Origin of the sequence: Kitasatospora sp. NPDC096140 (assembly GCF_040303045.1) — a bacterium.
Lineage (GTDB): Bacteria > Actinomycetota > Actinomycetes > Streptomycetales > Streptomycetaceae > Kitasatospora.
This window is the reverse complement of record NZ_JBEOUW010000002.1, coordinates 319,305-344,643: the sequence shown is the minus strand read 5'-3', so window position 1 is coordinate 344,643 and position 25,339 is coordinate 319,305. Positions and strand designations below refer to the sequence as shown.

Here is a 25,339-nt window from a genome sequence, read left to right as displayed (position 1 = left end):
ATGTCGCAATCCACACCTGGCCAGAAGGCCCTCACTCATTTCAAGATCACCACTCCGTGAACCGTGTCACCAACCTCCGTGGTCAGTACAGCTAGGGCGTCCTGCTGGTGCTCGGCCCGTCGGCGCCGGTACGCCTTCGAGGAACAGGCCCAGCCGCAGTAAACCGGGCGGCGACCCGGTCCCGAGACGCGCAGCGCGGTGCCGCACTCGCGGCACCGTGGCGCGGGTGACGGAGTCTCAATACGTCGCGCGTCGATTCCAGCCTCGGCCTTGCGCTGGCGGCGCATCCACGCGCCGACCGCGTAGCCGTCCGGCTTCTCGGTGGCGGGGATGGCGAGGTGGCCGTGGTGGGCGGCCCAGGCAACGGGCGTAGGCGTAGCCGCGCTAATGCATTCCTGTTTCCCGCGTGGTAGTTGATCCTGAACATACCCCGAGATATCCGAGCCCCGGCCAACCGTCTGGGCAGGGTCGATCGCGCTCGACTCGGGTCTGCGAAGCGGACCGCGTCGACTGCCGCGATGTGGCACACCAACGACTGGGCGGCCGCGGGCCGCGGGCCGCGGGGCTGCCGGTTCAGGGGGGTCAGGACGCGGTGCGGCTCTGGCCCCTGGGGGCGCTGTCGACACTGACAGATGTGACGTTCAGTCAATTCTCTTTGGCCGTCTTCTCACGCAGTACGGTGTTGGGCCGGGCCTGGCGTCACGACGTTGGGGGGCCGCGGTGGCGCGGATTCTTGCGGGCCGGTACGAGCTGCGGAGACGGCTGGGCTCGGGCGGCATGGGCAACATCTGGGGCCGCCTACGACGGTGTGCTTGACCGCGAGGCCGTGGTCAGACTTCTGGAATCCGACCACGACGACCGCAGCACCGCGCAGTTCTTCCGCGAGGCCCGCGCCATCGCCACCCTGAGCCACCCCGGTGTAGTCGACCTCCTCGACGTGGGGCTCGAAGAGAGCGGCGACCGGTTTCTCGTCATGAAACCGGTCCGTGGGCGCGCCCGCCAGCAGGTCCTACGCGAAGACGGCGCGCCGAGCATCGGAGCCGGCGGCCCACAACCCTCGTGCCGTGGGGCGGTGATGGAGGGGACCGCGGCCCTGGGCAGTCGGCCGGCCGGGCCTGGCGCCGGGCCCGCTGCTGCCATGCGGTGTGCACGGCCTCGGCGACGCGCAGACGCGGCTCGTACCTCGTGACGCCGAACGCGTGGCGTGGGTGATGGCTCGATGACGACGAATCCGGCGAGCATGGACGGGGTCGAAGCGGGGTGGCAGGCAGTCGCGCTGACGAGCGCGTGCATCCGGAGCTGCTCATTGCCCGCGAGGAAGCAGCCCACGGCCGTATGGACGGTTGGACGACGAACGGCGGGTGGGTCCGCGGCGTTCTGCCGGCGGTTGGCCGGGGCGACGGGGGGTGTCGGGGGGTGGGGGGTGAGCTGCTAGTGTTCTGCTTGTTGCGAGGGAGATGATCTCTCGTCAGGCGTCAGCGGTGCTACCAGAGCACGTCCTACTTTCAGTAGGGAGAGTCCGTGCGATCCGGGCCTGGCGCTCCATTGGTCGGACGAGGTCCGGTGCCCGTACGGGTGCCGGGCCTCGTCTGCGTTGGGCGGGGCCGGGTGGTGGGTCAGCACTTCAGGTGGGCGCTGGTGGTCGCCTGGTTGATGCCCTGGAAGTCGTTGATCCAGAACCGCACGTCGGATTCGGACGGATGGGCCGTGCCGCAGCTCTGGTTGAACGGGTAGTCGATCGACCCGCCGGTGTTGGTCAGGTGCACGCGGCCGTAGGACGGGCTGTCGAACGAGTGCTTCTCGTAGGCCCAGTGGGAGCCCTTGATTCCGACGAACGAGAATCCCCTGGCCTGGTCGGGCAGGTCGCGGAACTCGACGGTGAGGAACACCAGGGGGCCTTCGGTGTGGATCCGGGTGCCGGTGATCTGGATCCGGCAGAGGTCCGCGACGCGGGGGACGGTGGCGGGGAGCTGGGTGCAGATCTGGGCGAGCCACGCGCGGGCGACAGCCACCTGCCCGTGGAAGCAGTTCACGATGACCGTCCAGCTGCCGGCGTTGGCCACGGCGCAGGCTTCCTCGGGAGTCTGGGAGACCACGCTCGGTACGGCTGCAGGTGTGACGCTCTGTGCGACGGTCGCGCCCGTGGTCTGGAGGCCCACCAGGGCCACGGCGGCGGCCGCTGGCACCGCGAGGGAGCGCCAGGGGCGAGGAATCTTCATCGGAAGTCCTCCGATTGTGCGTGTGGGATCGCGGGGAATGCCCGGCTTCGCGCGGGGATTCCCTCACTCTCCGTCAAGAAGAGACTTCGTATAGAAACAACGCTAGCGACTGCCCTATTGAGTGGCAATTGCAGAAGATTCAACAGAGGGGATCGGCGGAGGGATTCGGCCCGGGCGCTGGGGGCGGTTGCGCAGGGTGTCCGGCGCGGCCTGTCGGTCTGGCGGGCTGGCGGGCTGGCGGGCTGTCAGGCGGTGGCCGGGCCGGGAACGGCGTGAGGGCCCGGCTCCGCGCGGTTGCGCGGAGCCGGGCCCTCACGGGTCACCCCGGTGACACCTGTCCGCCCCCGGGGTGGGGGAGGAAGATGCGACGGTGTCGGCTTAGTACCAGTGGTGGGTCTGCCAGAAGGCCCAGGCGGCGTTCGGGCTGCCGTAGCGGGAGTTCATGTAGTCGTAGGCCCACTTGATCTGGGTCTTGGGGTTGGTCTTCCAGTCCGCACCGGCCGAGGCCATCTTGGAGGCCGGCAGCGCCTGGCCCAGGCCGTAGGAGCCCGAGCTCGGGTTCGTCGCCGTCACGTTCCAGCCCGACTCGTGGGAGATGATCTGGCTGAACGAGGCCAGCTGGTTCGCCGGGACGATCTGGGCGGCGATCGCCTGCGGGGAGGCGGTGGCGGCGTTCGCGGTGGCGGGCAGGACACCGGCGCCCAGGGCGGTCAGACCGGCGGCGCCGACGAGAACGGCGGCAGAGGTACGCATACGGAGCTTGAAAGCGGGCATGTAGAGCAGGACCTCAATCGGGTTGGGCCGGTGTCGCACCCCGTCTCGACCGCGGCCGGACAGGGGCCGAAACGGTCACGGGGTGTGACACGGCGCTTAGCCGCAACCGGCGGGACAGGAGCCGGTGTGGCTGACGACGAATGCCAAGGTGCCAGACCTCGGCAGCCCGTTCCAAGACCCCCTCGCTACGACCCGCCGTCGTAGCGAGGGGGCCTCGGAACGACCCGGGAAGAGCGTCCGCCTCGCACCCGCCGGCCCGCCCCGACCTGCGCGAACACCTCTCACCGGCCCGCATGGAAGGGGGCGGAACGGTGCGAAACGGACAGCACTACCCGCCGTCGTTCATGCCGTACCCGTGTGAGCACCCTCACCACCCGCGGCCCCCGCACCGCCACCCACCGGCCCTCCTCCGCCACGCCCGGTCACCGCCGCGACCGCGATCCGAGACGCGCACCACACCCGGTGACGGGGAGGGGGATGGGGAGGGGGGATGGGGAGGGGGAGGGGGATGGGGATGGGGATGGACGGGGAACCGGGGGACGGACGAGGGGGCGAGGGGACGAGGGAGGCAGGGGGACGAGGGGGCGGGCGTGCCCGGGGCGGCGGGTGGGGTGGGGCGGGGCGGGAGCGGGGGTAGGGGGGCGCGGATAATGACCGCAGGCCGGGCACCGGTGGGTGCGGTGGTTCGACGAGGAGGCGGAGGACGGATGACCCTGGAGGAGGGCCGGCGCGTCAGGCTGGCCGAGGACGTGGGGATCGGTGAGGCGGTCACCGCGGCGTCCGGCGTCGCCGTCGGGTTCCTCTCGGTGGGGGCCGGGGCCGAGGGCACCGTCGAACGGGTGGACGGGGAACTGCCCGAGAGCGACGAGGTCCGCGAGTACCGGCGGCTCAAGGCGCTGTTCGAGGACTACGGGCACACCATGCCGACGGCGAGCCGTGAACGGCTGGAGGCGCAGCTCGCCGCGCTGGAGCCGCAGTGGGCCGCCCACCGGGAGCGGGGCAAGCGGGTGACGGTCCGGGTGCGGCTGGACAACGGCCTCGTCCTCGACGGGGCCCACCAGGACGTCCTCACCCTGCTGTGACACGCCGCCCGCGCGTGCAGCCCCGTACCGGCGCGGTACGGGGCTGCGTCATGTGCGGGGCCGGGGCTGCGGTCCGCGGCGGCGGTCCGCGGCGCTCAGCCGCGTGCCCGGGGACGGGTCACCCGGCGACCCAGGCGGCGGTCAGGGCCTGGACGGCCGAACCGTCGAGGTCCTTGAGCTTGGCGGCGACGAAGGCGCTCGCGGCGTCGGAGGTGAGCAGCCGGAAGGCGGGGCGCTCGGCCGCGAGCTGGTCCACGATCCTCGCCGCCACGTCCTGCGAGGTCTGGGCGGCGGCGAAGGCGCCGCGGGTGCGCTCCAGGTAGGCGGCGAGGGCCGGGGCGTACGGTCCGGCCTGGTCGAGGGCGTCGTCCGCGAGGCCCACGTTGGCGACGAACTCGCTGGCCACCGCGCCCGGCTCGACCACGCTGACGGACACCCCGGCGGTGGCCGCGACCGGGGCCAGGGACTCCATGAAGCCCTCGACCGCGAACTTCGCCGCGCAGTAGGCCTCGTTGAAGGGCTGGCCGATCACGCCGCCGACGCTGGTCACGGTGAGCACGCGGCCCCCGCTCGCGCGTAGCAGCGGCAGGGCGGCCTTGGTGACGTGCAGGACGCCGAAGAAGTTGACCTCCATGACGGCGCGCACGTCCTCGACGCTCTCCTGCTCCAGGGTGCCGACGTGGCCGGCGCCGGCGTTGTTGACCAGCGCGTCCAGCCGTTCCAGGCCGGCCAGGCAGGCCTGGACGGAGGCGGGGTCGGTCACGTCCAACGCCCGGACCTCGACGGTGGTGCCGGCGTCCTTCGCGGCTGCCAGCAGTGCGTCGGCCTTGGTGGTGTCGCGCATCGTGGCGATCACGTGCCAGCCGGCGCGGGCGGCGGCGACGGCGGTGGCCAGGCCGATGCCGGAGGACGTGCCGGTGATCAGGACGGTCTTGGTGCTCATCGGGGGAACCTCCGGGGGTTCGGGAACGCATGCTTATGGTTCATAACCAATATGAACCATAACTATGTGGGCCGATATTCCACCCTGTCAAGCACCTGGCTACGCTGGACCCCATGCCCGATCCATCGGATGAGCTCGCCAGGGAGGTCGTCGGCCTCTTCGCGGCCGTCAACCGCCGCTACGCCCAGGAGTCCGAGGCCGCCGCCGCGGTCCACGACCTGACCCCGCTGCAGGCCAAGGCCCTGCTCGCCGCCGAGACCCCGCTCCCCACCCGCCGCATCGCCGAGCGCCTGCACGCCGAGCCGTCCAACGTGACCGTGATCATCGACCGGCTCGAATCGCGCGGCCTGGTCGAACGCGGCCCCGACGAGACCGACCGCCGGGTCAAGCGCGTCACCGCCACCGCGGCCGGGCGCGCCGTCGCCGCCGACCTGCGCGCCCGGATGCCCTTCGCCGGCGACCCGCTGGCCCGGCTCGCGGCACCGCAGCGCGAGGCCCTGCGCGACCTGCTGCGGCTGATCCTGGAGACCTGACGCCGGAGACCTGACGGTGGTGGACGGCCGGGCAGGCTGCGGCCGGGGGTGGGCGGCCGGGCAGGAGGCGGCCGGGGGGGATCAGTCGGAGTCGCTGTCGGAGTCGCTGTCCGACGCGCTCTCGGAGTCGCTGCCCGGGCCCAGCGAGGCCGTGCCCGCGTCGTCGGCGAAGTACTCGTAGTTGTAGGCGCAGTCGACGGCCTCGTCCGGTGAGCTCCGGGCGAAGGCCTCGGCGGCCGCGCGGCCGAAGCCGCTGTCGTCGTGGGTGTCGTGGACGGCGTGCGTCGCCTCGTGCACCAGGGTCAGCGCCCGCTGGCGCTGGCTGCCGGACCAGAACCTGCCGGCCACACTGATCGGGCCGCCCTGGACGGTGTAGGCGTGCACGCCCTCCTCGTTGCCGACCATCATGTTCGGCTGGTGGTCGTCGATCACGATCGTGTCGAGGATGTCGGAGGCGCCTTCGTACACGCGCTCGATGCGGTCGAGAACACCCACGTCGTCGTGCTCCCCGAAGTACCGCACGAAGACCCGCGCGCCGAGCGGGTCGTCCAGCTCCCGCAGCTCGTAGAGCAGGCTGATCGCTTCCTCGATGACGGCCTGCGCTTCCTGCACGGCCTGCTCCACCTGCGTCCGCCGGTCCTCGCCGGCGACCTCGACGGCGGCCCGCTGGAGCGCCCCGGCCCGCACGCCGCCGTGCCCGGACGCCTCCCGCTCCTCCCCCGCCGCCCGCCCCGCCGGCGCGGCCAGGGCCCGGACCGCGTTGGCCTCGGCCTCGCGTTCGAAACGGTCGGCGGGATCGCTGATCCTCAGGCCGGATCCGTCGTCGGTGCCGGCCACCGGCCCCGAGCGCTGCTGGATCACATGGGTCAGCTCGTGGGCGAGCGTACGGCGGTCCGCGCCGCCCTCGCCGATCACCACGTGGTTGCCCGAGGTGTAGGCGCGGGCCCCGATCCCGGCGGCGGACGCCTTCGCGGCGGGGCCGGTGTGCACCCGGACGTCGGAGAAGTCCGCGCCCAGCCGGCCCTCCATGTCGGCCCGCGTCCGCTCGTCCAGCGGGCGCCCCGCCCCGCGCAGCACCTCGTGCACCGCGGAGCGCTGCACGGCGGCCGCCGGGAGTCCGTCGCCGGCCAGCATCCTGGCCACCGCCGCGTTGCCGACGCTGCGCTGCAGGCCGTGCAGCACGGCGGCGGACGGCGGACGCGCGGGCACCCGCCCGGCCGCGCCGGCCTCCGGCCCGGCGGCGCGTCGCGGTCCCGCCGAGGATGTCCGCTCCGGCCTGCGGTGTGCGTGCATGGGCGTCTCCGTCCCTACGCGAAGCCAACGCTGCCTTCCTACCGGGGGCGGCCACCGCCGGGACAGGGCCGCGAGGGCAGGCCCGGGGCCGCAGGCCCTGCCCCGGCCGGCGGACGGGCCCCGGCGGCGGGGCGCGCCGTATCGTCGGTGCCATGAGCCGAGGACTGCATCTGGACGCCTACCTGCTGGCCTTCGACACCCGGGCCCAGTCCCTGCAGGACCGCGCCCGCGCCGGCTTCCTGGTGCGCGCCGCCGCCCTGGCCGAGCTCGCCCACCGCGGCGCCGCCGCCGAGGACGCGGCGGGCCGGGTGCGGATCCTCTCCTCCGCCGCCACCGGGGACCCCGTCCTGGACGCGCTGCTCGCCGAGCTGGCCGAGCGGCCGCGCAGCTGGAAGTCGTGGATCCGGCGCGGACGCGAGGACACCCTGGAGGCCGTCGAGGAGCGGCTCGCGGTGCTCGGCGCGGTGACCGTCGCCGACCGCGACCCCTACGGCCCGGTCGTGCCGCACCGGCCGGTGACGATGGAGGACCCGCGCGAGGCCCTGGACCTCCAGGCGCGGGTGGCCGCCCTGGTCCGCGGCGACGCCCCCATCGCCCGGGTGCCGTTCACCGACGCCGCCCTCGCCGCGCTGGCCGCCCACGGACACCTGCGGCTGGTGCTCTCCCGGCACGACCGCCACGCCCACGCCGACCGGATCGCCGCGCTCACCGACCGGCTCGCCGATCCGGCCCCGGGCCTGGCCCGGGCGGTGGCCGGACTGAACCTGACCATGATCGCCGCGCAGGGCGGCATGGGCGGCGGCTGACCGGCCGCAGCGGCGGGGCGCGGGCCGCGCCCCGCCGGCGGGTGATCGGCACCGGACGCGCGTGACGTTTGGCACCCGTTCCCTCACGGAACGTGAAAGGATCGTGGTCGGCAATGGTTCACATCGGCTAGGGGAAGACATGGCGGAGCGTCAGAACGGCACGGTCAAGTGGTTCAACGACGAGAAGGGGTACGGGTTCATCACCCCTGAGTCCGGGCCCGACCTGTTCGTTCACTTCCGTGCGGTCGAGGGAAGCGGCTTCAAGTCCCTGGTGGAAGGACAGAAGGTCAGCTTCGAGGCCGTGCAGGGCCAGAAGGGGATGCAGGCCGACAAGGTGCGCATCGAGCAGTAGCCGCCGGCTCCGGGCGGGCGGTCGCGGCCGGGTCCTACTCACGGGCGCCCACGGCCTCGACCGGCCGCCGCCGGGTCGCCCGCACGGTCGCCACCACCGCGGTGCCCACCGCGACGAGGGCGCACAGGGCGACGGCCCCCGCGATCCGCTCCCACGGGACGACCGTCGCCGCGCCGTCCACCAGCCGGGCCAGCGAGGCGTGCTGGGTCACCGCGGCCAGGACGGTCGCCACGGCGGCCAGGACGGTGCCGACGACCACCGCGACGGCCGACTCGGCCGCGGCCACCTTGACGACCTGTCCGCGCACCGCGCCGGCCAGCCCGAGCAGGGCGAACTCCCGCCGCCGCCCGGCCACCGCCATGACCAGCGTGTTCGCGACCGCGATCAGCGCGTAGGCCAGCGCCGTCCCCAGGATGACCACCGCGGCGTTGTCCGCCTGCTCGGCGGCGTGCGCGCGCTGGGCCTCCAGGTAGGCGCCGTAGGGCACCAGGTGCGCGCCGGAGCCGGCCAGCACCCGGTTCACCTCGGCGGTCTGCCGCTCGTCCAGCGGCCGGTCCGGGCCCGCCGCGGAGTCCAGGTAGACCCGGCTCGGCGGCACCGCGCCGGTCAGCGCCGAGGACAGGTAGGCGTCGTCGCCGCGCAGGCCGCGGGCGACGACCGCCGCGACGACCACCGGCACCCGCGCGCCGGTCGGCAGCAGCGCGACCACCCGGTCCCCGACCGCCAGGCCGTCGGACTCGGCCGCGTGCTCGTCGACGACCAGGAAGTCCCCGGGCGGCGCGGCGAGCGAGCCGGAGCGCACCGGCGGGGTGACGGTGGTGCCCAGCGCGGACGCCGGCACCGCGACCGTGCTCAGCGAGTCGATCTGCTCGCCCCCGGCGGTGCCGATCCGGACGTTCATCGCGGTGACCGGGGTGACCCGGACCCCGGACACGGCCGCCAGCCCCTCCAGCGTCCGGGCGTCGATCCCCGGGCCCGCGGGCACCACCACGCCCGCCGCGTGGACCTCCTGGCGCTGACGGGCGAGCGCCGCGGCGTCCCCGGAGCCCTGCGTCGTCAGCAGCGTGGCCACCAGGCCGACGGCCACCACGACCGGCGCCACCGTGGCGGCCGTACGCCGCCGGGAGGTCAGCACGTTCGCCCGCACCAGCATCGGGCCGGCCTTGACCGAGCGGCGCAGCGGGCCGGTCAGCAGGGCGGTGACCGGCCGCAGCAGGACCGGGGCCAGCAGGGCCACCGCGCCGACGTACAGCACCGGCACGGCCTGGTACTTGCGGGCGCTGGCCGCCAGGTAGGGCTGCGTGGCGGCGATGACGGCCCCGGTGGCGACCGCGCCGACCAGCAGGGCGGCCCCCAGCAGGCGGCGCACGGGCGTCATCGTGCGGCGCTCCACCGCGTCCTCGCGCAGGACCTCGATCGGGCGGATCAGCGAGACCCGCACCAGGGTGGCCGCCGAGCCGGCCAGCGCCGCGGCCACCCCGACGACGAAGGAGACCAGCAGCGGCAGCGGGTTGAGCGGGACGGTGAACCAGGACGGGGCCACGTGGTGGCCGAGCATCCAGGAGCGCAGCGGCACGGTGCACAGCGGGGCCAGGGCGCAGCCGGCGGTGGCGGCGGCCAGGCCGATCAGGAGTGCTTCGCCGAGCACCATGCGCCGCACCTGGCGGGGGGCGGCGCCCACCAGGCGCAGCAGTGCCAGTTCGCGGCGGCGCTGTTCGGTGGCGAAGGCGAAGGTGGCGATGACGACGAACACCGAGACGCAGACGGCGAGTCCGGTCGTGCTGCCGGCCATCGCCTGGGCGTCGGCCAGTGCCTGGGCGCCGCCGGTGGGGTCGGGGTCGAGGCGGGTGCGGCCGTCACCGTCGAGGAGGACGGCGCGGCCGTGCAGGAGGGTGGTCAGTCGGGCGGGGTCGGCGTCGGTGACCAGGGCGTTGACGCCGGGTGACAGGCGTCGGGCCTCGGTGTCGCTGAAGAAGACCGCGTTCTCGAACCAGCGTGCGTCGGTGACGGCGACGACGCGGTAGCGGGTGGTGCCGTCGGGGGTGGCGGCTTGGGCCCGGTGTCCGATCAGGGAGGGGTCGCCGCCGCCGACGGCGATCTCGTCCGGGGCCTGGGGCGGGTGTCCGGCCGTCAGGTGGTAGCCGGCGAAGGCGGCGGAGGACCAGGGGTGGCCGGTGGTCGTCGCGGGGGCGGCGGGGCCGGCGCCGCGGTCGGGGGTGGGGTCGGGGCTTGCGTCGGGGGTGAGGCGGACCGGGAAGCTGCGGTCGGCGGTGGCGTTGCCGGCCGCGGTCACCTGGGCCACGACCTCGGGTGGCAGGACCGCGGGGGCCTTCATCGGGTTCCCCTCGAAGCCCTGGGGTGCGACCACGGCCGGCGCGTGCGGGAAGCGCTGCGGTCCCGGGTGCGGTGTGCCGAAGGTGGCGGCCAGGGTCAGCGTCATCATGCCGACCATCGTCGTGCCGAGGGCGAGGGCGACGAAGGCGCCCAGGAAGCCGGTCAGGCGTCGGCGCAGGGTGGCGGCGGCGATCCTCAGCACGGGTGCGTCCCGCTGTCGCCGGGCTCCAGTGCGGCCATCCGCAGGGCCACCGTCTCGGCCGTGGGCCCGATCAGTTCGCCGGTCACCGCGCCGTCGGCGAGGAAGAGGACCCGTTGCGCGTACGAGGCGGCCGACGGGTCGTGGGTGACCATGATCACCGTCTGGCCCTGCTGTTCGACGACGTCGCGCAGCAGCGCCAGGACCTCCCGGGCGGTGCGCGAGTCCAGCGCGCCGGTGGGCTCGTCCGCGAAGACGACCTTGGGCCCGGTCACCAGGGCGCGGGCGACGGCGACCCTCTGCTGCTGGCCGCCCGAGAGCTCGGCGGGCCGGTGGCCGCCGCGCTCGGCGAGGCCGACCCGGGCCAGCGCCAGGTCGATGGCGGCCGGGTCGAGCGGGCGCCCGGCCAGGCGCAGCGGCAGCTCGACGTTCTGTCGGGCGGTCAGCGCCGGGACCAGGTTGAAGGACTGGAAGACGAAGCCCATGTGCGCGCGGCGCAGCACGGTCAGGGCGCGTTCGGAGAGTTCGTGCAGCGGTGCGCCGTCGAGCAGGACCCGGCCCGCGTCGACCCGGTCGAGGCCGGCCGCGCACTGCAGCAGCGTCGACTTGCCGGAGCCCGAGGGGCCCATGACGGCGGTGAAGGTGCCGGCCGCGAAGGCGGCGTCCACCCCGTCGAGCGCGCGTACCCGGTTGTCGCCGCGGCCGTAGGTCTTGTGCACGCCGGTCAGGCGGACGATGCCGCCCGGTGTCGTCGCACCGGCGTCGGCCTGGTGCGAAGTCCCTGCCGGTAGAGCCTTGTTCCGGAACACGTGCTCGCCTTCTCCCTGGGGCATCGGGTGGGGCGGCGCCTCGGCCGCCCGCCGCGCCGACGCTAGGGCCGGGGGCGGGGGCCGCGCCTCCGGGCCGTCCCCGATCTTGTCCCTGAGGGGCCCCTGACCCGGGGCCCGGGTGGGCGGTGGCGGGGGTGAGGGCGGTCGCGGTGACGGGGTGGCGGGGGTGGCAGCGGCGGGGGTGGCAGTGGCGGGCAGGGGGCGGGGCGGGGGTGGCCGCCGGGGTATCCGGGCAGATCAGGGGTGGTGTCCGGGGCGCCGGCACCGGGGGCGGATTCCCGTCTCCTGTCCGGGTACGTGGAAGGGCCCATGCGCCTGCTCCGCCCGACTGATCCCCGGAAGGTGCCCGTCGGATCCGTATTTCCGCAGGTCGGCGCGGTGTTTCTGACGAGCTGTGAGGTCCGCTCGGGCGGCGGCAGCGCTTGCGGGGGGTCGCGGCGCATGGCTGTCTGAAGTCGTGACGGGCCGATCGGCGCCGTCCCTTTCAATCCTGAACTCCGTGGAGGAGATTCCCATGCGTGCTTTCAAGCGTGTTCTGGCCGTCGGCGCTCTGACCGCCCCGCTCGTCATCGGCTGCGCCGGTCTGGCCTCGGCCACCGAGGGCCTGAGCGCGGACTTCGGCAAGGGCGGGTTCATGGCGAACCAGAACGGCGCCGGCGTGGCCGCTGTCGAATCCGCCGTCTCCCCCGACGGGATCTCCCACGCAGGCTTCTGGATCATGGCCGACGACAACGGCGTCTCGGGCTCGTTCGCGGGCTCGGGCGCCACGTGGAGCAACGACTGACGAAGCCCGGCCGCCGCCTGCCCGGACCGGGTCCGGGCGGGCGGCGGGCGGGCCCGGGGCGCGGACGACGTGAACGGCGTCGCCGCTTGCGCCCGGACCGGCGAAGGCGGCGCGCGGTGCCCGATGGGACGGGTACCGCGCGCCGCCGGCGCGTGTCCGGGGTGTTCCCGGGGTCTTCCGAGGTGCTCCGGGGTGTTCCCGGGGGTTGCTCCGGGTGCTCCGGGGGTGCTGTCCGAGGGGGTGGTCTGCCGTCAGACCTTAAGGCCGTGGCGGTTGACGTACCAGAAGTGGAAGCCGAACAGCCCGCCCAGCACCACCAGCCACTGCAGCGAGTTCACCAGGGGCACCACGTCCACCGGCAGGGTGCAGGCCAGCGTCACCCGGATCCCGGCGTCCGCGGCGAAGCCGAGGCCCCAGACGGCGGTGAGCGTGCGCAGGTGGCGGCGGAAGACGGCGTCGTGGTCCCAGCGCCCCACCCACTCCTCGGCGCCCGCCTCGCCGAGCTTGGCGGCGACGATCGACCGGGCCGCGGTCAGCATGAACGGACGCCGTGTCGCCAGGGTGCCCAGCACCCAGAGCCCGAGCACGCCGAACACCCAGCTGTCGCGCACCAGCAGCACCCGGGGGCTGCCGCTGACCGTCGCCATCAGCGCGCCGAGCGCGATCATCAGCAGGGTGAAGGCCGGCATCGCCTCGATGCGGCGGCTGCGCACCATGCCGAGCACCAGCCACGGCACCAGCAGCAGGCCGCTGATCAGGAGCGCGGCCCACTGGCTGAGCCCCAGGCCGTGCAGCAGGTAGAACCCGCCGAGGGGCAGCGCCAGTTCGAGGACCAGCGACCGGGCCAGCAGCCGCTTGGCGGCCCGGGCCTTGTGGTCCTTGTCCGGTGCGGGCCCGCCCTGCCCGGATCCGTTCGGTGCGGACCCGTTCGGTGCGGACCCGGGCGTGGTGCCCTGCGGATCGGTCCCCTGTCCGGCCGGCTTGCTCACGGTCTCCCCCATCACACTCGCCCCTCCCATGACTGCCTCTCCCCTGTCCTGTGCGCCCCGCCGGCCCGTCGGCCCCGGCGTCCCGCTTACGGTTCGGCCCGGGTGGCCCGGTCGAAGATGTCCGCCAGCTCGCGGCCGGCCGCGGTGACGTCGAAGGCGGGATCGCCCACCCAGCGCATCACCACGGCATCGACCGCCCCGCGCAGCGCGACGAGCATCAGCCGGGGGTCGAACTCCCGGAACTCGCCCGCCTCCTGGGCTTGGCGGACGGCCTGCTCCTGGCCGTCCATCAGCAGCTGCAGGGAGGCGTTGTAGCCCACCGTGGCCGGATCGTCCCCGCCGAGGTTGGGCAGCACCTCGATCAGCGCCTTGAGGTGCCGGGGCCAGACCGCGAGCAGCTCGACGTTGGCCTCGACGAACGCCCGCAGCCGGGCGCGCGCACCCTCGGCGGCGCCGACCCTGGGCGCCATGAACGCGCCGGTCACCCTGGTCACTTCGGCGACGACCTCGTGCATCAGGTCGTCCTTGCCCGCGAAGTGGTACGAGATCATCCCGGTGCTGCTCAGCCCGGCCTGCTTCGCGATCCGGCTGAACGACGCCTTCGCGTAGCCCTGTTCGGCGACCACCTCGATCGCGGCCTGCACGATCTGTGCCCGACGCCCCGACTCGGTGAACGTCCGCCCCATCCCCGCACCTCCTTGCTCGTGCAAGCTGGTTCTTGCTTGCCCGAGCAAGACTGTAGAGCAGTTTGCTCGGCCGAGCAAGAAATTGCGCGACCGAGCAAAACACGAGCACGCTTCCGAGCGCGCGGAGGACCGGCGGTGCCCGACGGGTCCCGACGCCGGGGCACCGCCGGGCACCCCCCGGGCCCTCGGGCCCGGTGCCCGGCGGGCACGGCGGGCACCGGGCCCGGGTGTCAGCGCGCCCAGTCGGCCGAGAACCCCGCCCCCGCGCGGCCGACCCGCGCCGCCCCCGCCCCCGCGAAGTGCGCCGGAATCACCAACTCCTTCTCCGCCGCCGCCCGTTCCAGCACCCGCAGCCGGCTGGCCGCCGCCTGCACCGGGTCCAGGCAGAAGCAGCTGCTGCAGCTGGGGTGCGCCAGCTGCACCGGCGAGTGCATCACGTCCCCCACGAACACCGCCCGTTCACCACCGGACTGCACCCGCAGCACGGACGAACCCGGCGTGTGCCCCGGCGCCTCCTCCAGCACCAGCGCCGGGTCGATGCGCAGCGAACCCGACCACTCCTGCGCCTGCCCGGCCGCCAGCACCGGGGCCACGCTGTCCTCGAACACCTGGTGCCACTCCGCCCACCGCACCGCCTCCGCGGTGTCCTCGGCCCCCGCGGCGTCACCGCCGCAGGGGCCGTTCCCGGCGGCCGGGTCGAAGAACGCCCGGTCCGCCGCCGGCAGGTAGTACACGGCGTTCGGGAACGTCGGGACCCACGCCCCGTCCCGCTCCACCGTGTTCCACCCCACGTGGTCCGCGTGCAGGTGGGTGTTCACCACCGCGTCCACGTCCTCCGGCCGCACCCCCGCGGCGGCCAGAAGCTCCGGGAAGCGCCCTTCGAGCCGGTGGAACAGCGGCGTCGCCGGCCGCTCGCGCCCGTTGCCCACCCCCGTGTCCACCAGGACCGTCCGGCCGCCGCTGCGCACCACCCAGGTCTGCAGCGCGCCGATGTAGGCGCCGGAGGCCGGGTCGTAGTGCTCGGGCGCCAGGGCGGCGGCGTCGGCGCTCCAGGCCGGTTCGCCGAGCTCGGGCACGATCTCCGCGGCCGGCGCGAACGGCCCCTGGAACTCCAGCACCCGGATGATCTCCACGTCCCCCAGTACGATCCGCTCCACGGCTCGCCCCCTCCATCTGTCGTCCGTCGGTCCGGTGTTCGGCCTTCGGTCTCGGTCTCGGTCTCGGTCTCGGTCTTCGGCGTCCGACCTTCGGTGACGAGCCTAGGGAGGCCGGGTGAGCCGCTCAATGCGCCAGTGGCTCGCTCCGATACGCGAACGGCTCATCACCGGCGTCCCGGCGGAGGCGTTCGGGGCGGTTACGATGGCCGGATGGACGTGGTCAGCGACGCGATCGCCGCCGTACGGGCGGGCCGGCCCGCCTCCAACCGGCTGCGCGTGGCGGGGCGTTGGGGCGCGCGCATCCCCTCCTACGCGGGCGCGGGCTTCCACGTGGTGCTGTCCGGCAGCTGCTGGCTGCTGGCCGACGGCGGCGAGCCGCTGCGGCTGGGCCCCGGCGACGCGGTGCTGCTGCCGCACGGCAGCGGACACGCCCTGTCCGACGGGGAGTTGACCGCCGCCCGGGCGGCGCGCCTGCCGGAGCTGGACTCCCTGATCGGCCCCCGACGGCGCCCCGGCAGCGGCCCGGACGCCGCCGGTGCGGACGCGTCCGGTGCAGGAGCGACCGGTGCCGGTGCGCCCGGTGCCGGTGCGCCCGGTGCGGGTGCTCCCGGTGCGGCCGACCTGCTGTGCGGCAAGTACCGCCTCGACCACGGGCTCGGGCACCCGCTGATGCGCGAGCTGCCCGAAGTCGTCCACCTGCCCACCCGCACCGGCGAGCACCCCGAACTACGCGCCGCCGTCGACCTGTTGAGCAGCGAACTGACCGCCGCCCGACCCGGCGGCGAACTCGCCGTACCGGGCCTGATCGACCTGCTGCTGGTCTACTTGGTGCGGGCCTGGACCACCCGGCGCGGCGCCGACGGCTGGGGCGCCGCACTGACCGACCCCGTGGTGGCGACCGCGCTCGCCGCCGTCCACGAGGACCCGGCCCACCCCTGGACGACCGAGACCCTGGCCACCCACGCCGGCGTCTCGCGCGCCACCCTCACCCGCCGCTTCACCACCCTCACCGGCCGCCCCCCGATGGCCTACCTCACCTGGTGGCGGATGACCCGCGCCGCGGGCCTGCTGCGCAACACCGCCGACCCGCTGGAAGCCGTCGCCCGCAAGGTCGGCTACGCCAGCCCCTACGCGCTCTCGCACGCCTTCGTCCGCCAGTTCGGCACCACCCCCGGCCGCTACCGCGCGGCCCGCACCGACCTCGTCGCCTGACCGCGGCGACGGCAGTCACGAGGTGGCGGTCAGGCGGTGGCGGCCGGTCAGGCGGTCGCGGTGCCGAGCACCTTGGTGGGGGTGATGCGGACGACGACGCGCAGGACCTCCGCCGGGAGGTCGAGGTACTCCCGGCCGGCACCGGGACCCTCGTACTGTTCGGCGAGGGCGACGGCGACGGCGCGGCCGGTGTCCTCGGTGACGGTGGCCAGGCCGCGTATCTCGACGTAGCGCAGCGGGTCGGCGGGGTCGTAGACGGTGAGGCTGGCCCGGGGGTCGCGGCGCAGGTTGCGTTCCTTGCGGCGCCCGGCGGCGGTGGAGACGAGCAGGTCGTCCCCGTCGCGGCCGATCCAGACCACCGAGGTCTGCGGGCCGCCGTCCGGATTGAGGGTGGCGAGGACGGCGGGCGAGGGGGCGGGCAGGGCCCGCCCCCTCGTCGGTGCCGTGCCCCCGCCGGTTCGGGGGCACCCGCTGTCAGGGCACCGGGATCCGGGCCGGCTCCGGGGCCCCGGCGGCCGTGCGCTCGTGGCGGGCGGTGCGCACGGGCCACCACAGGGCGCGGCCGAACAGGGCGGCGACGGCGGGCACCAGGACCAGGGACAGGACGACGGCGGAGAGCAGGATGCCGAGCGTCATCGCGAAGGCCACCTGTTCGCTGCCCGGGGTGGTGGCCAGGGTGGCGAAGGAGCCGGCCAGGACCAGGCCGGCGGTGGCGACGGCGGGAGCGGTGTGCCGCACGGCGCGGGCCACGGCCGCGCGGGCGGAGCCGGGGTGGCGCATCTCCTCGCGGATCCGGTCGGTGATGAGGATGTTGTAGTCGGTGCCCAGGGCCACGACGAACAGGAACAGCACCAGCGGGAGGGTGAAACTGACACCCGGTTCGCCCAGTCCGTGCTGGAACAGCAGGGTGGCGGCGCCGAGGGTGGCGGCGAAGCCGAGGCCGACGGAGAGCATCAGGACCAGCGGGGCGAGCAGGCTGCGCAGGAGCAACAGCAGGATCAGCGCGATCAGGGCGGCCGCGACCGGGAAGACGACCGCCAGGTCGTGGTCGACGGCGGTGGCGACGTCGGCGTAGATCGCGGCCGTGCCGCCGACGTGGGCGGTGGTCCCGGCGGGCGTGTGGGCGGCGACGGCGGCGCGCACCGGGCCGGAGGCCAGGTCGCGGGCGCGCTGGCTCTGCGGATCGGCCTTCAGGTAGAGGTCGATCCGGGCGGCGCGGTGGTCCGCGTTGAGAACGGTGGCGCCCACCGTGCCGACGCCGTCGACCCGGGCCACCGCCCCGGCGAGGTCGTCGAGCCGTCCGGGGGTGAGGGCGGTGCCGTCGGTGGCGAGGACGTAGACGCTCGTCGGGTCGGAGACGCCGGCCGGCAGGGTGCGGGAGATCTCGGCGGCGGTGACGGCGGCCGGGGTCTTCTCCCCGGCGCCGCCCACGCCGTAGTCCATCCGGATCCCGGCCGTGCCGGCGGTCAGGGCGCCGAGCAGGGCGACGGCGGCGAGCAGCAGCGGCAGCGGGCGTCGGGCCACCACCGCGCCGAAGCGGGCGGCGAAGCCCTCGCGCGGCTGTCGGCGCAGGCTGCGGGAGGGCCAGAACATCCCGCGGCCGCAGGCGGCGAGCAGGGCGGGCATCAGGGTGAGGCTGCCCAGCAGCATGACCAGGACGGCGACGGCGATGGCCGGGCCGAGCGAGCGGAACTGGCCGAAGCTCGCCACGCCGAGGGTGGCGAAGGCGGCGACGATGGTCAGCGCGGCCGAGGTGATCGCGGTGCCCACCCGGGCGCAGACCTGGGCGGCCGCCTCGCGGGCGGGCTGCTCGGGCCGGGCGCGCAGCTGCTCGCGGAAGCGGAAGAGCAGGAACAGCAGGTAGTCGACGCCGATGCCGAGCAGCACCACGGCGACCAGTCCGGGGGTGCCGGCGTCGAGCTTGAGGCCGGTCAGCATCGCGGCGCCGGCCACGGCACCCTGGGCCACGCCGCCGATGAAGGCGACCGCGAGCAGCGGCAGCAGGGCCGCGAGGACGCTGCGGAACACCAGCACGTTGAGCAGGACGATCAGCCCGGTGACGAGTGCGCCGCCGACCGTCGCGGCGGTGCGGTTGGCGTCGGCGGTGTCGACGGAGTCGGCCAGTCCCCCGGTGAACCCGGTACGCATCCCGGCGTCGGCGAACTGCGCCCGGGCGGCGTCCCGGAAGGTCCGGTAGACGCCCTGGACGCCCTCGTCGGAGGCGTTCCCGGTCAGTTCGACGGCGAGGAGTTCGAAGCCGCGGTCGGGGGCCACCATCGCGGGGGCGATCCGGGGGGTCTGCGAGCGGTCGGGGACGAGGAAGGCCGGATCGTCCTTCTTCCGGGGCATGACGACCCGGCGCTGGGCGAGCTTCGCCGCCTCGGCCTCGATCCGCTGCTGGTCGGCGGCGGCGAGGGGCTTGCCGTCCGTCCTGGCCACCAGCACCGTGACCGTGGTGGCGTCGGGCCTCGCCCCGAAGTTCTCCTCGGCGATCCGCAGTGCGGCGGCCGAGTCGTAGCTCCGGGGCAGGAAGTCCCCGGTCTGGGACTGGGTGACGCGGGAGAGCAGCATCGGGCTCAGCAGGGTCAGGGAAATCCCCAGCAGCACCCAGAGGGTGATCACCTTCCACGGGTTCCTGGTGGCGTATCCGGTCAGTGCGCGGATCACGAAAATCCTCCGGCGGTGGACGCGAGCGTCCGCAGGTCGGTCTCGGCTCCCGGGGGGTTCCCGGGGCGGCTCCGGGGGTTCCCGGACGGGTTCCAGACCATCACCCGGAGCATGCCCCGGACGTCCTCGCGCGGGACGATCCGCACCGGGGCCCCGGGCCCCCGGCCGGGGCCGGACCCGGGACCGTGGTCCTGGTCCGGGGCCGGCGATCGGCCGTGGGGACCATGCGGGGGCGGGGTGGACCGATGCCAGAATGGCGTCATCGCAGCTGATCAGTGCCGGTCCGGGACGGTCGTCCGATGGCGGGCGCCCGGGGCGGGCGCCCGGGGCGGGCGCCCGGGGCGGTCGTCCGATGGCGAGCGTCCGATGGCGGGCGGTCGGTCGGGTCGGCGGACGGTCGGTCGCCGGCGGTGGCGGCGCGGGTACGGCACGGGAACGACACAGAGGGGAACGGACATGGGCGGGCGTCAGCGCCTCGTGGCGGACGCGGGGCACGGGGTGGACCCCGGCCGGGGGCCCGGCGCGGCGGCGGACCCCTCGTCGGACGCCGACGGCGCTCCGTGGAGCAACACCGACGCGCTGGTGGCGGCCGTCGCCTGCACGATCGACCTGCTCGGCTACCTGGTGTTCAACGGGGAGAGCGTCGACCGGGGGGCGAGCCTGCCGGGCTTCCTCCTGGTCGCCCTGGCGGCCCTGCCACTGCTCGCCCGGCGCAGGCGTCCGGTCGCGGCGCTGGCCGGCGTCCTGGTGCTGGGGACCGCGGCCGACCTGTCCGCACCACCGCCGAGCCCCCACTTCGGCGCCGTCCTGGCGGTCGCCCTGTACACGGTGGCCACCGCCGTCCCCGTCGCCCGGACGGCGGTGGCCGTGGCGGTGGCGTCGGTGCTGACGGTGCTGGGCCAGAGCAACCTGCGCATGCCGACCTGGCAGGCCGCCGTCAGCGCGCCGGCCGCCGCCCTGCTGGCAGCCGGCGCCGGCGTCGCGATCGCGCGCTGGCAGCGGGAGGTGGAGGCCAACCGCGGGCTGCTGGCCGACCGTGCGGTGGCCGACGAACGCCGCCGCATCGCACGGGAGTTGCACGACATCGTGGCGCACCACATCACCACCATGCAGCTGATGGCCGGCGGCGCCCGGGCCAACCTCGCCAACCCGGAGGTGGTCCGGGAGGCCCTGGTCACCCTGGAGTCCTCGGGGCGGCTGGCCCTGCGCGAGATGCGCCAGCTCCTGGACGTGCTGCGGGCCGGCGACGAGCCGGACGCCGGCCTGCCCTCGCCCCAGCCCGGGGCGGAGGACCTGGACCGGCTGGTCGCCGAGTCCCGCCTCGCCGGGCTGCCGACCGACCTCGACGTCCACGGGCCCCGGCGCCCACTGCCGCCGACCGTCGGCCTGACGGTGTTCCGGATCGTCCAGGAGGGCCTCACCAACGCCCGCAAGTACGCGGGGCCCGCCCGCGCGAGCGTGCTCCTGACGTACGGCGCGGACCGGGTCACCGTCGAGGTGCGCGACGACGGCGGGAGGGGCGGCGGGAGGGGCGGCGGCCTCGACGGAGACACCGCGCAGCCCGGCCGGGACACGGCGGCGGGCGGGAGCCGGGGCGGGTACGGCCTGATCGGCATGCGCGAGCGCGTCGCCCTGCACGGCGGCACCCTGGAGGCCGGCCCGCGGCCGGCGGGCGGCTTCGCCGTGGTGGCCGAGCTGCCGCTGGCCCCGGAGGAGACGGCCGACGCGGCCGTCCAGCACGGCACGGCGGCGGCCCGGTGAACGCGGCGGCACCGGGACCGGGCATCAGGGTCCTCATCGCGGACGACCAGCCGCTGGTGCGGCGCGGCCTGTCACTGATCCTCTCCCCCGACCCGTCCTTCGAGGTGGTGGGCGAGGCCAAGAACGGGGAGCAGGCCGTCGCCGCCGCCCGCCTGCTGCGCCCCGACGTCGTGGTGATGGACATCCGGATGCCCGTCCTGGACGGGGTCGACGCGACCCGCGAGCTGGCCCGCGCCCTGCCCTCCTGCCGGGTCCTCGCCCTCAGCACCTTCGACATGGACGAGTACGTGGTGGCGGCGCTGCGCGCCGGCGCCCACGGGTTCCTGCCCAAGGACGTCTCGCCGGAGGAGCTGGGCGCGGCGATCCGCACCGTGCACACCGGTGAGGCGGTGGTCGCCCCGCGCCTGCTCACCCGGCTGATCTCCACCTACGTCCGGGCCCCCCTCGGCGCCCCGCCGCCCGTCGCCGACACCGGCGGGCTCACGCCCCGGGAGGTCGAGGTGTGGCGCCTGATGGCCACCGGCCTCGACAACGCCGAGATCTCCCGGGCCCTGGACATCAGCCTGTCGACGGTGAAGAACTACATCACCAGCATCTTTGGCAAGCTCGACGTCCGGGACCGCGCCCAGGCGGTCATCGCGGCCTACGAGTCCGGCCTGGTCACCGCCGGGGCGGGCGGCGGCCGGGCCGGGTAGCGGGGGGCGGGGTAGCGGGCGGCGAGGTCAGCGGGGGGGGCGGGGGCGGCGGGGACCGGGGGCAGGCCCGGGCGGGGGGGGTGGAGCCGGGCGGGGGCTACGGCGTCCGGCGTGTTCGGCGGACCGCCGCCCGGAAGGACATGCCCCGGTCGTGCCACATCATGCCCGTGGACGCGCCCAGGATGATCACCACGCCGATCGCGATGAAGAACGACATCAGGGTGAACACCACCCCGATCGGCCCGTACTCCTGCTCGTTGCCGATGACCATGCCCGAGAAGGTGAAGTGGAAGACGAGCAGCATGCCGATCCAGAACCCGCCGGTGGCGACCGCGCACGGCAGCAGCCGGCGCCAGGCGACACGCCCGCCCAGCAGGAACCACATCGTGAACCACCAGAAGAGGACGCAGACGGCGACGCTGATGATCCACCACAGCACCGGCTGACTCGCGTGGAACGTGTGGCCCACCAGGGCGGCCAGAGCGAGCCAGCCCACCACCACGGCCAGCCAGACCAGCGCGCGCAGCCTGTCCCAGGCGTGCTTGGGCAGCTGGAAGACCCGCTGGTACAGCTGCTGGATCGAGACGGCGGCGGCGAGGCCGCCCCCGATGAAGAAGACCCACGACAGGCCGGTGACCGCCGAGGACGTGGTCGAGGAGGAGGCGAACAGGTGGCCGACGTCGGCGGAGGCCTCCGGGCTCAGGCCCAGCCGCGACGTCAGCCCGGCCACCGCCGACCGCCCGGCCAGGGCTGACACCACCAGCATGAACGGGACGGCGCACAGCAGCAGCGTGGCGGCCAGCACCATGGCCTGGCTGAGGAAGTCCACCGCGTCCAGCCGCCCCCACAGGTTCTCGGCCCAGGAGCCGAGGTACTTCGCCTTGCCCCACTCGGCCGCCCGCCGGGCCTGACGGGCCTGCCGGGCGGTCATCCGCTCGGGCACCCCCTGCGACGGGTCCGACGGGGGCGGGCCCGACGGGGGCGGTGACCCCGGCGCCGGTGCTCCTGGCGGCGGTGACCCCGGCAGCGGTGACCCCGGCGCCGGGGGCTGGGGCTCCTCCCCGCGTACCTCCCCGTGGGTGTCGGGGCGGGCGTCGCCGTCCTCACCCCTGTGCTCGCCCTCCGGCTCTCCCGGTGTCCTGTCCCTCGCGTGCATGGTGCATCCTCCGGCGGCCGCGCCGACCCGTGGCCTGCCGGGACCCGTCACGCGGTGCGCCACGCGTGCCCGGGAGCCGCGGTCCTGTATTCACCGTCGCACGGCGGCCCCGCCCGCGCCCGGGCCGCACCTGACGGCGGCGGCGGTCGCGCACCGTACGGGCGTGGCTCCGTACGGACAGGGCGGGCCCCCGGCGGGTGGGATCCGGGCGGGGTGGGAAGGCATGACCTCCGATGCCGGGACGCACCGGGGACGGGCCCTGGTGCGCGGGCAGTCGAGCCGTCGAGCAGTCGAGCAGTCCGAGGAGCGTGCGGATGTCGTCTTCACCGGGTGCGGTGGCCCTGGTCACCGGTGCCGCCGGCGGGATCGGACGGGCCGCGGCGCTGCGGCTGGCCCGCGCGGGGTGGGCGGTGGCCGCGGTGGACGTGGACGCGGCCGGCCTCGACGCCCTGACCGCGGAGGCCGCCGGGGTGCGCCCGTTCGTCTGCGACGTCGCCGACCGGTCGGCCGTCGCCGCCGTGCTCGGCGACATCGTCCGCGCGCTGGGCCCGCCCCGCCGACTGGTGCACTGCGCGGGCGTCGCCGCCATGGGGCGGCTGCTGGACCAGGACCCGGCGGACACCCTGCGCGTGATGGACGTCGTGTACGGCGGCACGCTCCACGTGGTCCGGGCGGTGGTGCCGGCCATGGCCGCGCGGGGCGGCGGACAGGTGGTCCTGTTCGGCTCCATCGCCGGCTGGGTGCCGGTGCCGATGGGCGGGGCGTACGGCGCGGCGAAGGCCGCGGTCCACTTCCTCGCCGAGACCGTCGCGGCCGAGCACCGCAGGGACGGGATCCGGGTGGTGTGCGTCTGCCCGCCCGCGGTGGAGACCCCGATGCTGGACCGGATGCGCGCCGACTCCCCCGAACTGGTGGGCAACGTCCGGGGGCTGGACCCGGAGCTGGTCCTGGACTCGATGGACCGCGCCCTGGCCCGCGGACACCTGTGGGCCTTCCCCGGGCGCGGCACCCGGGCAATGTGGACGGCCCGGCGCCTGGCGCCCCGCCTCCTCGGCCGCACGATCGGCCGCCTCGTGGTCGGGAAGTGAGGCGGGACCGAGGCCGGAAGTGGGGCGGGATCGCCGCCGCGCGGGCCCGGTCAGCGGCCGGCCGTCCCCGGGGCCTCCAGTTCGGTGTGGTGGACGGTGAAGCCGCCACGCAGGACCGGGGCGAACGGAGCCGGGGCCATGCAGGTGCCGACCACCGGCTGGTAGGGCTTGCCGTCCGCACCCACGTCCATGTTGGCCACGCCCCAGGAGAACCCGAGGCGGGCGTCACCGTGGCCGCTGCCCTGGTAGATGCTCAGGCCTATTCGCTCGCCGGTGTTGCCGACGTCCGACCTGGTGACGACGGCGGTCAGCGTGGCGACCGGGCCGCCGGTGCTCAGGCAGTCCACCTGGGCCTCGGCGCTGTAGACCTTCCCGGTGTCGGCCTTGCGGTGGGAGTAGCGGACGGTGCCCCGGGCGTCGGTGGGCAGGCCTTCGGCCGCACCGGTGCCCGGGAAGCGGTGGGTGTACGGGGCCGCCAAGGCGTCGACGGTGAACCGGATCTCGTCGTCCGGGGAGAGGGCGTACGAGATCCGGGCCGTACCGCTGACGCTCGCCGGGCGCGCGGCCCGGCCGTCCTGCTCGGCGGACGGAGCGGTGGCGGACGCGGCGCCGGTGGCGGAGGCCGGGGCGACGCCCGTCAGCGCCACGAGCGCCAGCCCGGCCGCGGCGACGCCCCGGGCGGCACGGGCACTGACACGGGCGCGGGCACTGGCGCGGCTGCGGATGCGGATGCGGGTACGAATGCGGAACACGGTGGGTTTCCCTCCCTCCGACGGCCCGGGCGGCCGCCGTCTCGATGTCCCCAAGCGTGGCCGCCGCGCCCCCTCGCGCACATGTGCCGATCGGCATAAAAGTCCTGCTCTCCGCGGGTGTTGTGCCCTGCCGATCGGCAGGGCACCCCGTGGTGCACCGATCCTGGGAGTCGGCGGCGCGGAGCGGTGTCGCTGCACGGGAAGTCGGCCGGTTCGACTTCCCGTGCGCGGGCCGGGCGGCCCCGTCAGCGTCCTCGCCACCACCGGCGGCGCGGCGCCTCCGCCGGGGCAGGGGCGGGGGCGGCCGGGACGTCGCCGGCGCCGTCGCCGGACGCGCCGCCGTCGGATGCGGGGCCGTCGGGTGCGGGGCCGGGGAACGGGGGCAGGGCCCGGAAGCGGTCGTCGAGCACCGCGCTCGCGCCGACCCGGGCCAGCGTCTGCCGGACCAGGGTCAGCGGGTGGGTGGGGAAGTGGGCGTCCCACTCCGGGAGGTCGGCCGCGTGGTACGGCAGCGGGCCGCGCAGGTCGGGGTCGTAGGGGTGGGGGCGGACGTAGGCGTCGAAGCCGACCCGGTCGGCGACCACCGCCTCGCGCATGCCGCTGACCGGGCCTTCGGCGGCCTGCACCTTCAGCACCACGCTGCACCGGTCGCGCGGTACCGTCCACGCCCCGATGAAGACCTGCCCGCGGCCGGTCGCCCTGGGCACCTTGACGAGCTGCCACAGGCCCGGCACCCCGCCCAGGTCGCGCACCTGCGCCTCGATCAGCGCGGCCCCGCTCCGCGCGGTGTGGCGGGCCAGTTCGCGCAGCAGCCGCTCGCCCGCGTCGAGCGGGGCCACCAGGTCCGGCACGAGCGCGAAGTCGTGGACGGACAGGACCATCCCCTGTGGGTCGTCCCACACCCGGTCTCCGCCCCCGGTGCCGTTCCCGTCCTCGCGTGGGACGAAGCCGGCCAGATCCAAGCTGATGATCGCACTCATGGCGGTCATCCTCCCGCCCCCGGCCGCCCGGCGGCACGTCCTTTACC

24 protein-coding genes are annotated in these 25,339 nt (G+C 75.1%); 9 read left to right on the top strand and 15 right to left on the bottom strand.

Going from position 1 to position 25,339, the window contains the following annotated elements:
• Nucleotides 1-35: 35 nt before the first annotated feature.
• From ABT048_RS03335 to ABT048_RS03325, 3 genes are all read right to left on the bottom strand, one after another.
• Nucleotides 36-527 carry a helicase associated domain-containing protein gene (locus ABT048_RS03335; RefSeq protein ID WP_350519596.1) on the bottom strand — a complete coding sequence of 164 codons (492 nt, stop codon included), beginning with the start codon at nt 525-527 and terminating at the stop codon, nt 36-38.
• A gap of 1,089 nt (nt 528-1,616) precedes the next feature.
• A complete protein-coding gene (locus ABT048_RS03330) occupies nt 1,617-2,219 on the bottom strand; it encodes a hypothetical protein (RefSeq protein ID WP_350519595.1) in 603 nt (200 codons plus the stop codon).
• A 378-nt stretch (nt 2,220-2,597) separates the two neighbouring features.
• Entirely contained in the window at nt 2,598-2,972 is a 375-nt protein-coding gene (locus ABT048_RS03325) for an aggregation-promoting factor C-terminal-like domain-containing protein (protein ID WP_350519594.1), read from the bottom strand.
• A gap of 728 nt (nt 2,973-3,700) precedes the next feature.
• On the opposite strand from ABT048_RS03325, the gene ABT048_RS03320 reads away from it, so the two are divergent.
• A complete protein-coding gene (locus tag ABT048_RS03320) occupies nt 3,701-4,075 on the top strand; it encodes a hypothetical protein (RefSeq protein ID WP_350519593.1) in 375 nt (124 codons plus the stop codon).
• Between the two features lie 118 nt (nt 4,076-4,193).
• Here the strand turns inward: ABT048_RS03320 and ABT048_RS03315 are convergent, their stop codons facing one another.
• Nucleotides 4,194-5,018 carry an SDR family oxidoreductase gene (locus tag ABT048_RS03315; protein WP_350519592.1) on the bottom strand — a complete coding sequence of 275 codons (825 nt, stop codon included), beginning with the start codon at nt 5,016-5,018 and terminating at the stop codon, nt 4,194-4,196.
• Between the two features lie 113 nt (nt 5,019-5,131).
• Here ABT048_RS03315 and ABT048_RS03310 point away from each other — a divergent pair, with 113 nt between their 5' ends.
• Complete coding sequence (locus ABT048_RS03310; RefSeq protein WP_350519591.1) at nt 5,132-5,551, top strand: MarR family winged helix-turn-helix transcriptional regulator; 420 nt, start codon at nt 5,132-5,134, stop codon at nt 5,549-5,551.
• Nucleotides 5,552-5,632: 81 nt separating this feature from the next.
• Here ABT048_RS03310 and ABT048_RS03305 read toward each other — a convergent pair whose 3' ends face one another.
• Complete coding sequence (locus tag ABT048_RS03305) at nt 5,633-6,844, bottom strand: eCIS core domain-containing M35 family metalloendopeptidase (protein WP_470329870.1); 1,212 nt, start codon at nt 6,842-6,844, stop codon at nt 5,633-5,635.
• Between the two features lie 152 nt (nt 6,845-6,996).
• On the opposite strand from ABT048_RS03305, the gene ABT048_RS03300 reads away from it, so the two are divergent.
• Both ABT048_RS03300 and ABT048_RS03295 read left to right on the top strand, forming a co-directional pair.
• On the top strand, nt 6,997-7,650 hold the full coding sequence (locus tag ABT048_RS03300; protein ID WP_350519590.1) for a GOLPH3/VPS74 family protein: 654 nt from the start codon (nt 6,997-6,999) through the stop codon (nt 7,648-7,650).
• A 139-nt stretch (nt 7,651-7,789) separates the two neighbouring features.
• Nucleotides 7,790-8,002: a cold-shock protein gene (locus tag ABT048_RS03295; RefSeq protein WP_350519589.1), complete on the top strand. Its 213-nt coding sequence runs from the start codon at nt 7,790-7,792 to the stop codon at nt 8,000-8,002.
• Between the two features lie 34 nt (nt 8,003-8,036).
• Here ABT048_RS03295 and ABT048_RS03290 read toward each other — a convergent pair whose 3' ends face one another.
• The gene (locus ABT048_RS03290) at nt 8,037-10,538 is read right to left on the bottom strand and encodes an FtsX-like permease family protein (protein WP_350519588.1); all 2,502 of its coding nucleotides are present in this window, start codon (nt 10,536-10,538) and stop codon (nt 8,037-8,039) included.
• Entirely contained in the window at nt 10,532-11,344 is an 813-nt protein-coding gene (locus tag ABT048_RS03285) for an ABC transporter ATP-binding protein (protein WP_502893963.1), read from the bottom strand. The genes ABT048_RS03290 and ABT048_RS03285 overlap by 7 nt, the downstream gene beginning before the upstream one ends.
• A gap of 535 nt (nt 11,345-11,879) precedes the next feature.
• Here ABT048_RS03285 and ABT048_RS03280 point away from each other — a divergent pair.
• Nucleotides 11,880-12,149, top strand: coding sequence for a hypothetical protein (locus ABT048_RS03280; protein WP_350519587.1), 270 nt, complete (start codon nt 11,880-11,882; stop codon nt 12,147-12,149).
• A gap of 251 nt (nt 12,150-12,400) precedes the next feature.
• Here ABT048_RS03280 and ABT048_RS03275 read toward each other — a convergent pair whose 3' ends face one another.
• The 3 genes from ABT048_RS03275 to ABT048_RS03265 form a co-directional block, all read right to left on the bottom strand.
• A complete protein-coding gene (locus ABT048_RS03275; protein ID WP_350519586.1) occupies nt 12,401-13,150 on the bottom strand; it encodes a VC0807 family protein in 750 nt (249 codons plus the stop codon).
• Nucleotides 13,151-13,224: 74 nt separating this feature from the next.
• Complete coding sequence (locus ABT048_RS03270; protein WP_350519585.1) at nt 13,225-13,824, bottom strand: TetR/AcrR family transcriptional regulator; 600 nt, start codon at nt 13,822-13,824, stop codon at nt 13,225-13,227.
• A gap of 230 nt (nt 13,825-14,054) precedes the next feature.
• Nucleotides 14,055-14,981: an MBL fold metallo-hydrolase gene (locus ABT048_RS03265; RefSeq protein ID WP_350519584.1), complete on the bottom strand. Its 927-nt coding sequence runs from the start codon at nt 14,979-14,981 to the stop codon at nt 14,055-14,057.
• Nucleotides 14,982-15,191: 210 nt separating this feature from the next.
• On the opposite strand from ABT048_RS03265, the gene ABT048_RS03260 reads away from it, so the two are divergent.
• Nucleotides 15,192-16,193 carry an AraC family transcriptional regulator gene (locus ABT048_RS03260; protein WP_350519583.1) on the top strand — a complete coding sequence of 334 codons (1,002 nt, stop codon included), beginning with the start codon at nt 15,192-15,194 and terminating at the stop codon, nt 16,191-16,193.
• Nucleotides 16,194-16,240: 47 nt separating this feature from the next.
• Here the strand turns inward: ABT048_RS03260 and ABT048_RS03255 are convergent, their stop codons facing one another.
• Nucleotides 16,241-16,615, bottom strand: a complete 375-nt coding sequence (locus ABT048_RS03255; protein ID WP_350519611.1) for a PPOX class F420-dependent oxidoreductase — start codon at nt 16,613-16,615, stop codon at nt 16,241-16,243.
• Between the two features lie 52 nt (nt 16,616-16,667).
• Nucleotides 16,668-18,860 (bottom strand): MMPL family transporter, encoded by a 2,193-nt coding sequence (locus ABT048_RS03250; protein WP_350519582.1) that lies wholly within the window; start codon nt 18,858-18,860, stop codon nt 16,668-16,670.
• 456 nt (nt 18,861-19,316) lie between these two features.
• Here ABT048_RS03250 and ABT048_RS03245 point away from each other — a divergent pair, with 456 nt between their 5' ends.
• Both ABT048_RS03245 and ABT048_RS03240 read left to right on the top strand, forming a co-directional pair.
• Nucleotides 19,317-20,621, top strand: coding sequence for a sensor histidine kinase (locus ABT048_RS03245; protein ID WP_350519581.1), 1,305 nt, complete (start codon nt 19,317-19,319; stop codon nt 20,619-20,621).
• Complete coding sequence (locus ABT048_RS03240; RefSeq protein ID WP_350519580.1) at nt 20,618-21,316, top strand: response regulator; 699 nt, start codon at nt 20,618-20,620, stop codon at nt 21,314-21,316. Before ABT048_RS03245 ends, ABT048_RS03240 begins: the two co-directional genes overlap by 4 nt.
• A gap of 97 nt (nt 21,317-21,413) precedes the next feature.
• Here the strand turns inward: ABT048_RS03240 and ABT048_RS03235 are convergent, their stop codons facing one another.
• Nucleotides 21,414-22,247, bottom strand: coding sequence for a YhjD/YihY/BrkB family envelope integrity protein (locus ABT048_RS03235; RefSeq protein ID WP_350519579.1), 834 nt, complete (start codon nt 22,245-22,247; stop codon nt 21,414-21,416).
• Between the two features lie 539 nt (nt 22,248-22,786).
• On the opposite strand from ABT048_RS03235, the gene ABT048_RS03230 reads away from it, so the two are divergent.
• Nucleotides 22,787-23,560, top strand: a complete 774-nt coding sequence (locus ABT048_RS03230; RefSeq protein WP_350519578.1) for an SDR family NAD(P)-dependent oxidoreductase — start codon at nt 22,787-22,789, stop codon at nt 23,558-23,560.
• Nucleotides 23,561-23,610: 50 nt separating this feature from the next.
• On the opposite strand, the gene ABT048_RS03225 is transcribed toward ABT048_RS03230, so the two are convergent.
• Both ABT048_RS03225 and ABT048_RS03220 read right to left on the bottom strand, forming a co-directional pair.
• On the bottom strand, nt 23,611-24,312 hold the full coding sequence (locus tag ABT048_RS03225; protein ID WP_350519577.1) for a hypothetical protein: 702 nt from the start codon (nt 24,310-24,312) through the stop codon (nt 23,611-23,613).
• 245 nt (nt 24,313-24,557) lie between these two features.
• Nucleotides 24,558-25,292, bottom strand: coding sequence for a hypothetical protein (locus tag ABT048_RS03220; RefSeq protein ID WP_350519576.1), 735 nt, complete (start codon nt 25,290-25,292; stop codon nt 24,558-24,560).
• Between the last annotated feature and the right edge of the window lie 47 nt (nt 25,293-25,339).

Coding starts and splice junctions, on each gene's coding strand:
- ABT048_RS03330 (WP_350519595.1), bottom strand. CDS start 2,219: ATGAAGATTCCTCGCCCCTGGCGCTCCCTCGCGGTGCCAGCGGCCGCC.
- ABT048_RS03325 (WP_350519594.1), bottom strand. CDS start 2,972: ATGCGTACCTCTGCCGCCGTTCTCGTCGGCGCCGCCGGTCTGACCGCC.
- ABT048_RS03320 (WP_350519593.1), top strand. CDS start 3,701: ATGACCCTGGAGGAGGGCCGGCGCGTCAGGCTGGCCGAGGACGTGGGG.
- ABT048_RS03315 (WP_350519592.1), bottom strand. CDS start 5,018: ATGAGCACCAAGACCGTCCTGATCACCGGCACGTCCTCCGGCATCGGC.
- ABT048_RS03310 (WP_350519591.1), top strand. CDS start 5,132: ATGCCCGATCCATCGGATGAGCTCGCCAGGGAGGTCGTCGGCCTCTTC.
- ABT048_RS03305 (WP_470329870.1), bottom strand. CDS start 6,844: ATGCACGCACACCGCAGGCCGGAGCGGACATCCTCGGCGGGACCGCGA.
- ABT048_RS03300 (WP_350519590.1), top strand. CDS start 6,997: ATGAGCCGAGGACTGCATCTGGACGCCTACCTGCTGGCCTTCGACACC.
- ABT048_RS03295 (WP_350519589.1), top strand. CDS start 7,790: ATGGCGGAGCGTCAGAACGGCACGGTCAAGTGGTTCAACGACGAGAAG.
- ABT048_RS03280 (WP_350519587.1), top strand. CDS start 11,880: ATGCGTGCTTTCAAGCGTGTTCTGGCCGTCGGCGCTCTGACCGCCCCG.
- ABT048_RS03275 (WP_350519586.1), bottom strand. CDS start 13,150: ATGGGGGAGACCGTGAGCAAGCCGGCCGGACAGGGGACCGATCCGCAG.
- ABT048_RS03270 (WP_350519585.1), bottom strand. CDS start 13,824: ATGGGGCGGACGTTCACCGAGTCGGGGCGTCGGGCACAGATCGTGCAG.
- ABT048_RS03260 (WP_350519583.1), top strand. CDS start 15,192: ATGGACGTGGTCAGCGACGCGATCGCCGCCGTACGGGCGGGCCGGCCC.
- ABT048_RS03245 (WP_350519581.1), top strand. CDS start 19,317: ATGGGCGGGCGTCAGCGCCTCGTGGCGGACGCGGGGCACGGGGTGGAC.
- ABT048_RS03235 (WP_350519579.1), bottom strand. CDS start 22,247: ATGACCGCCCGGCAGGCCCGTCAGGCCCGGCGGGCGGCCGAGTGGGGC.
- ABT048_RS03230 (WP_350519578.1), top strand. CDS start 22,787: ATGTCGTCTTCACCGGGTGCGGTGGCCCTGGTCACCGGTGCCGCCGGC.
- ABT048_RS03220 (WP_350519576.1), bottom strand. CDS start 25,292: ATGAGTGCGATCATCAGCTTGGATCTGGCCGGCTTCGTCCCACGCGAG.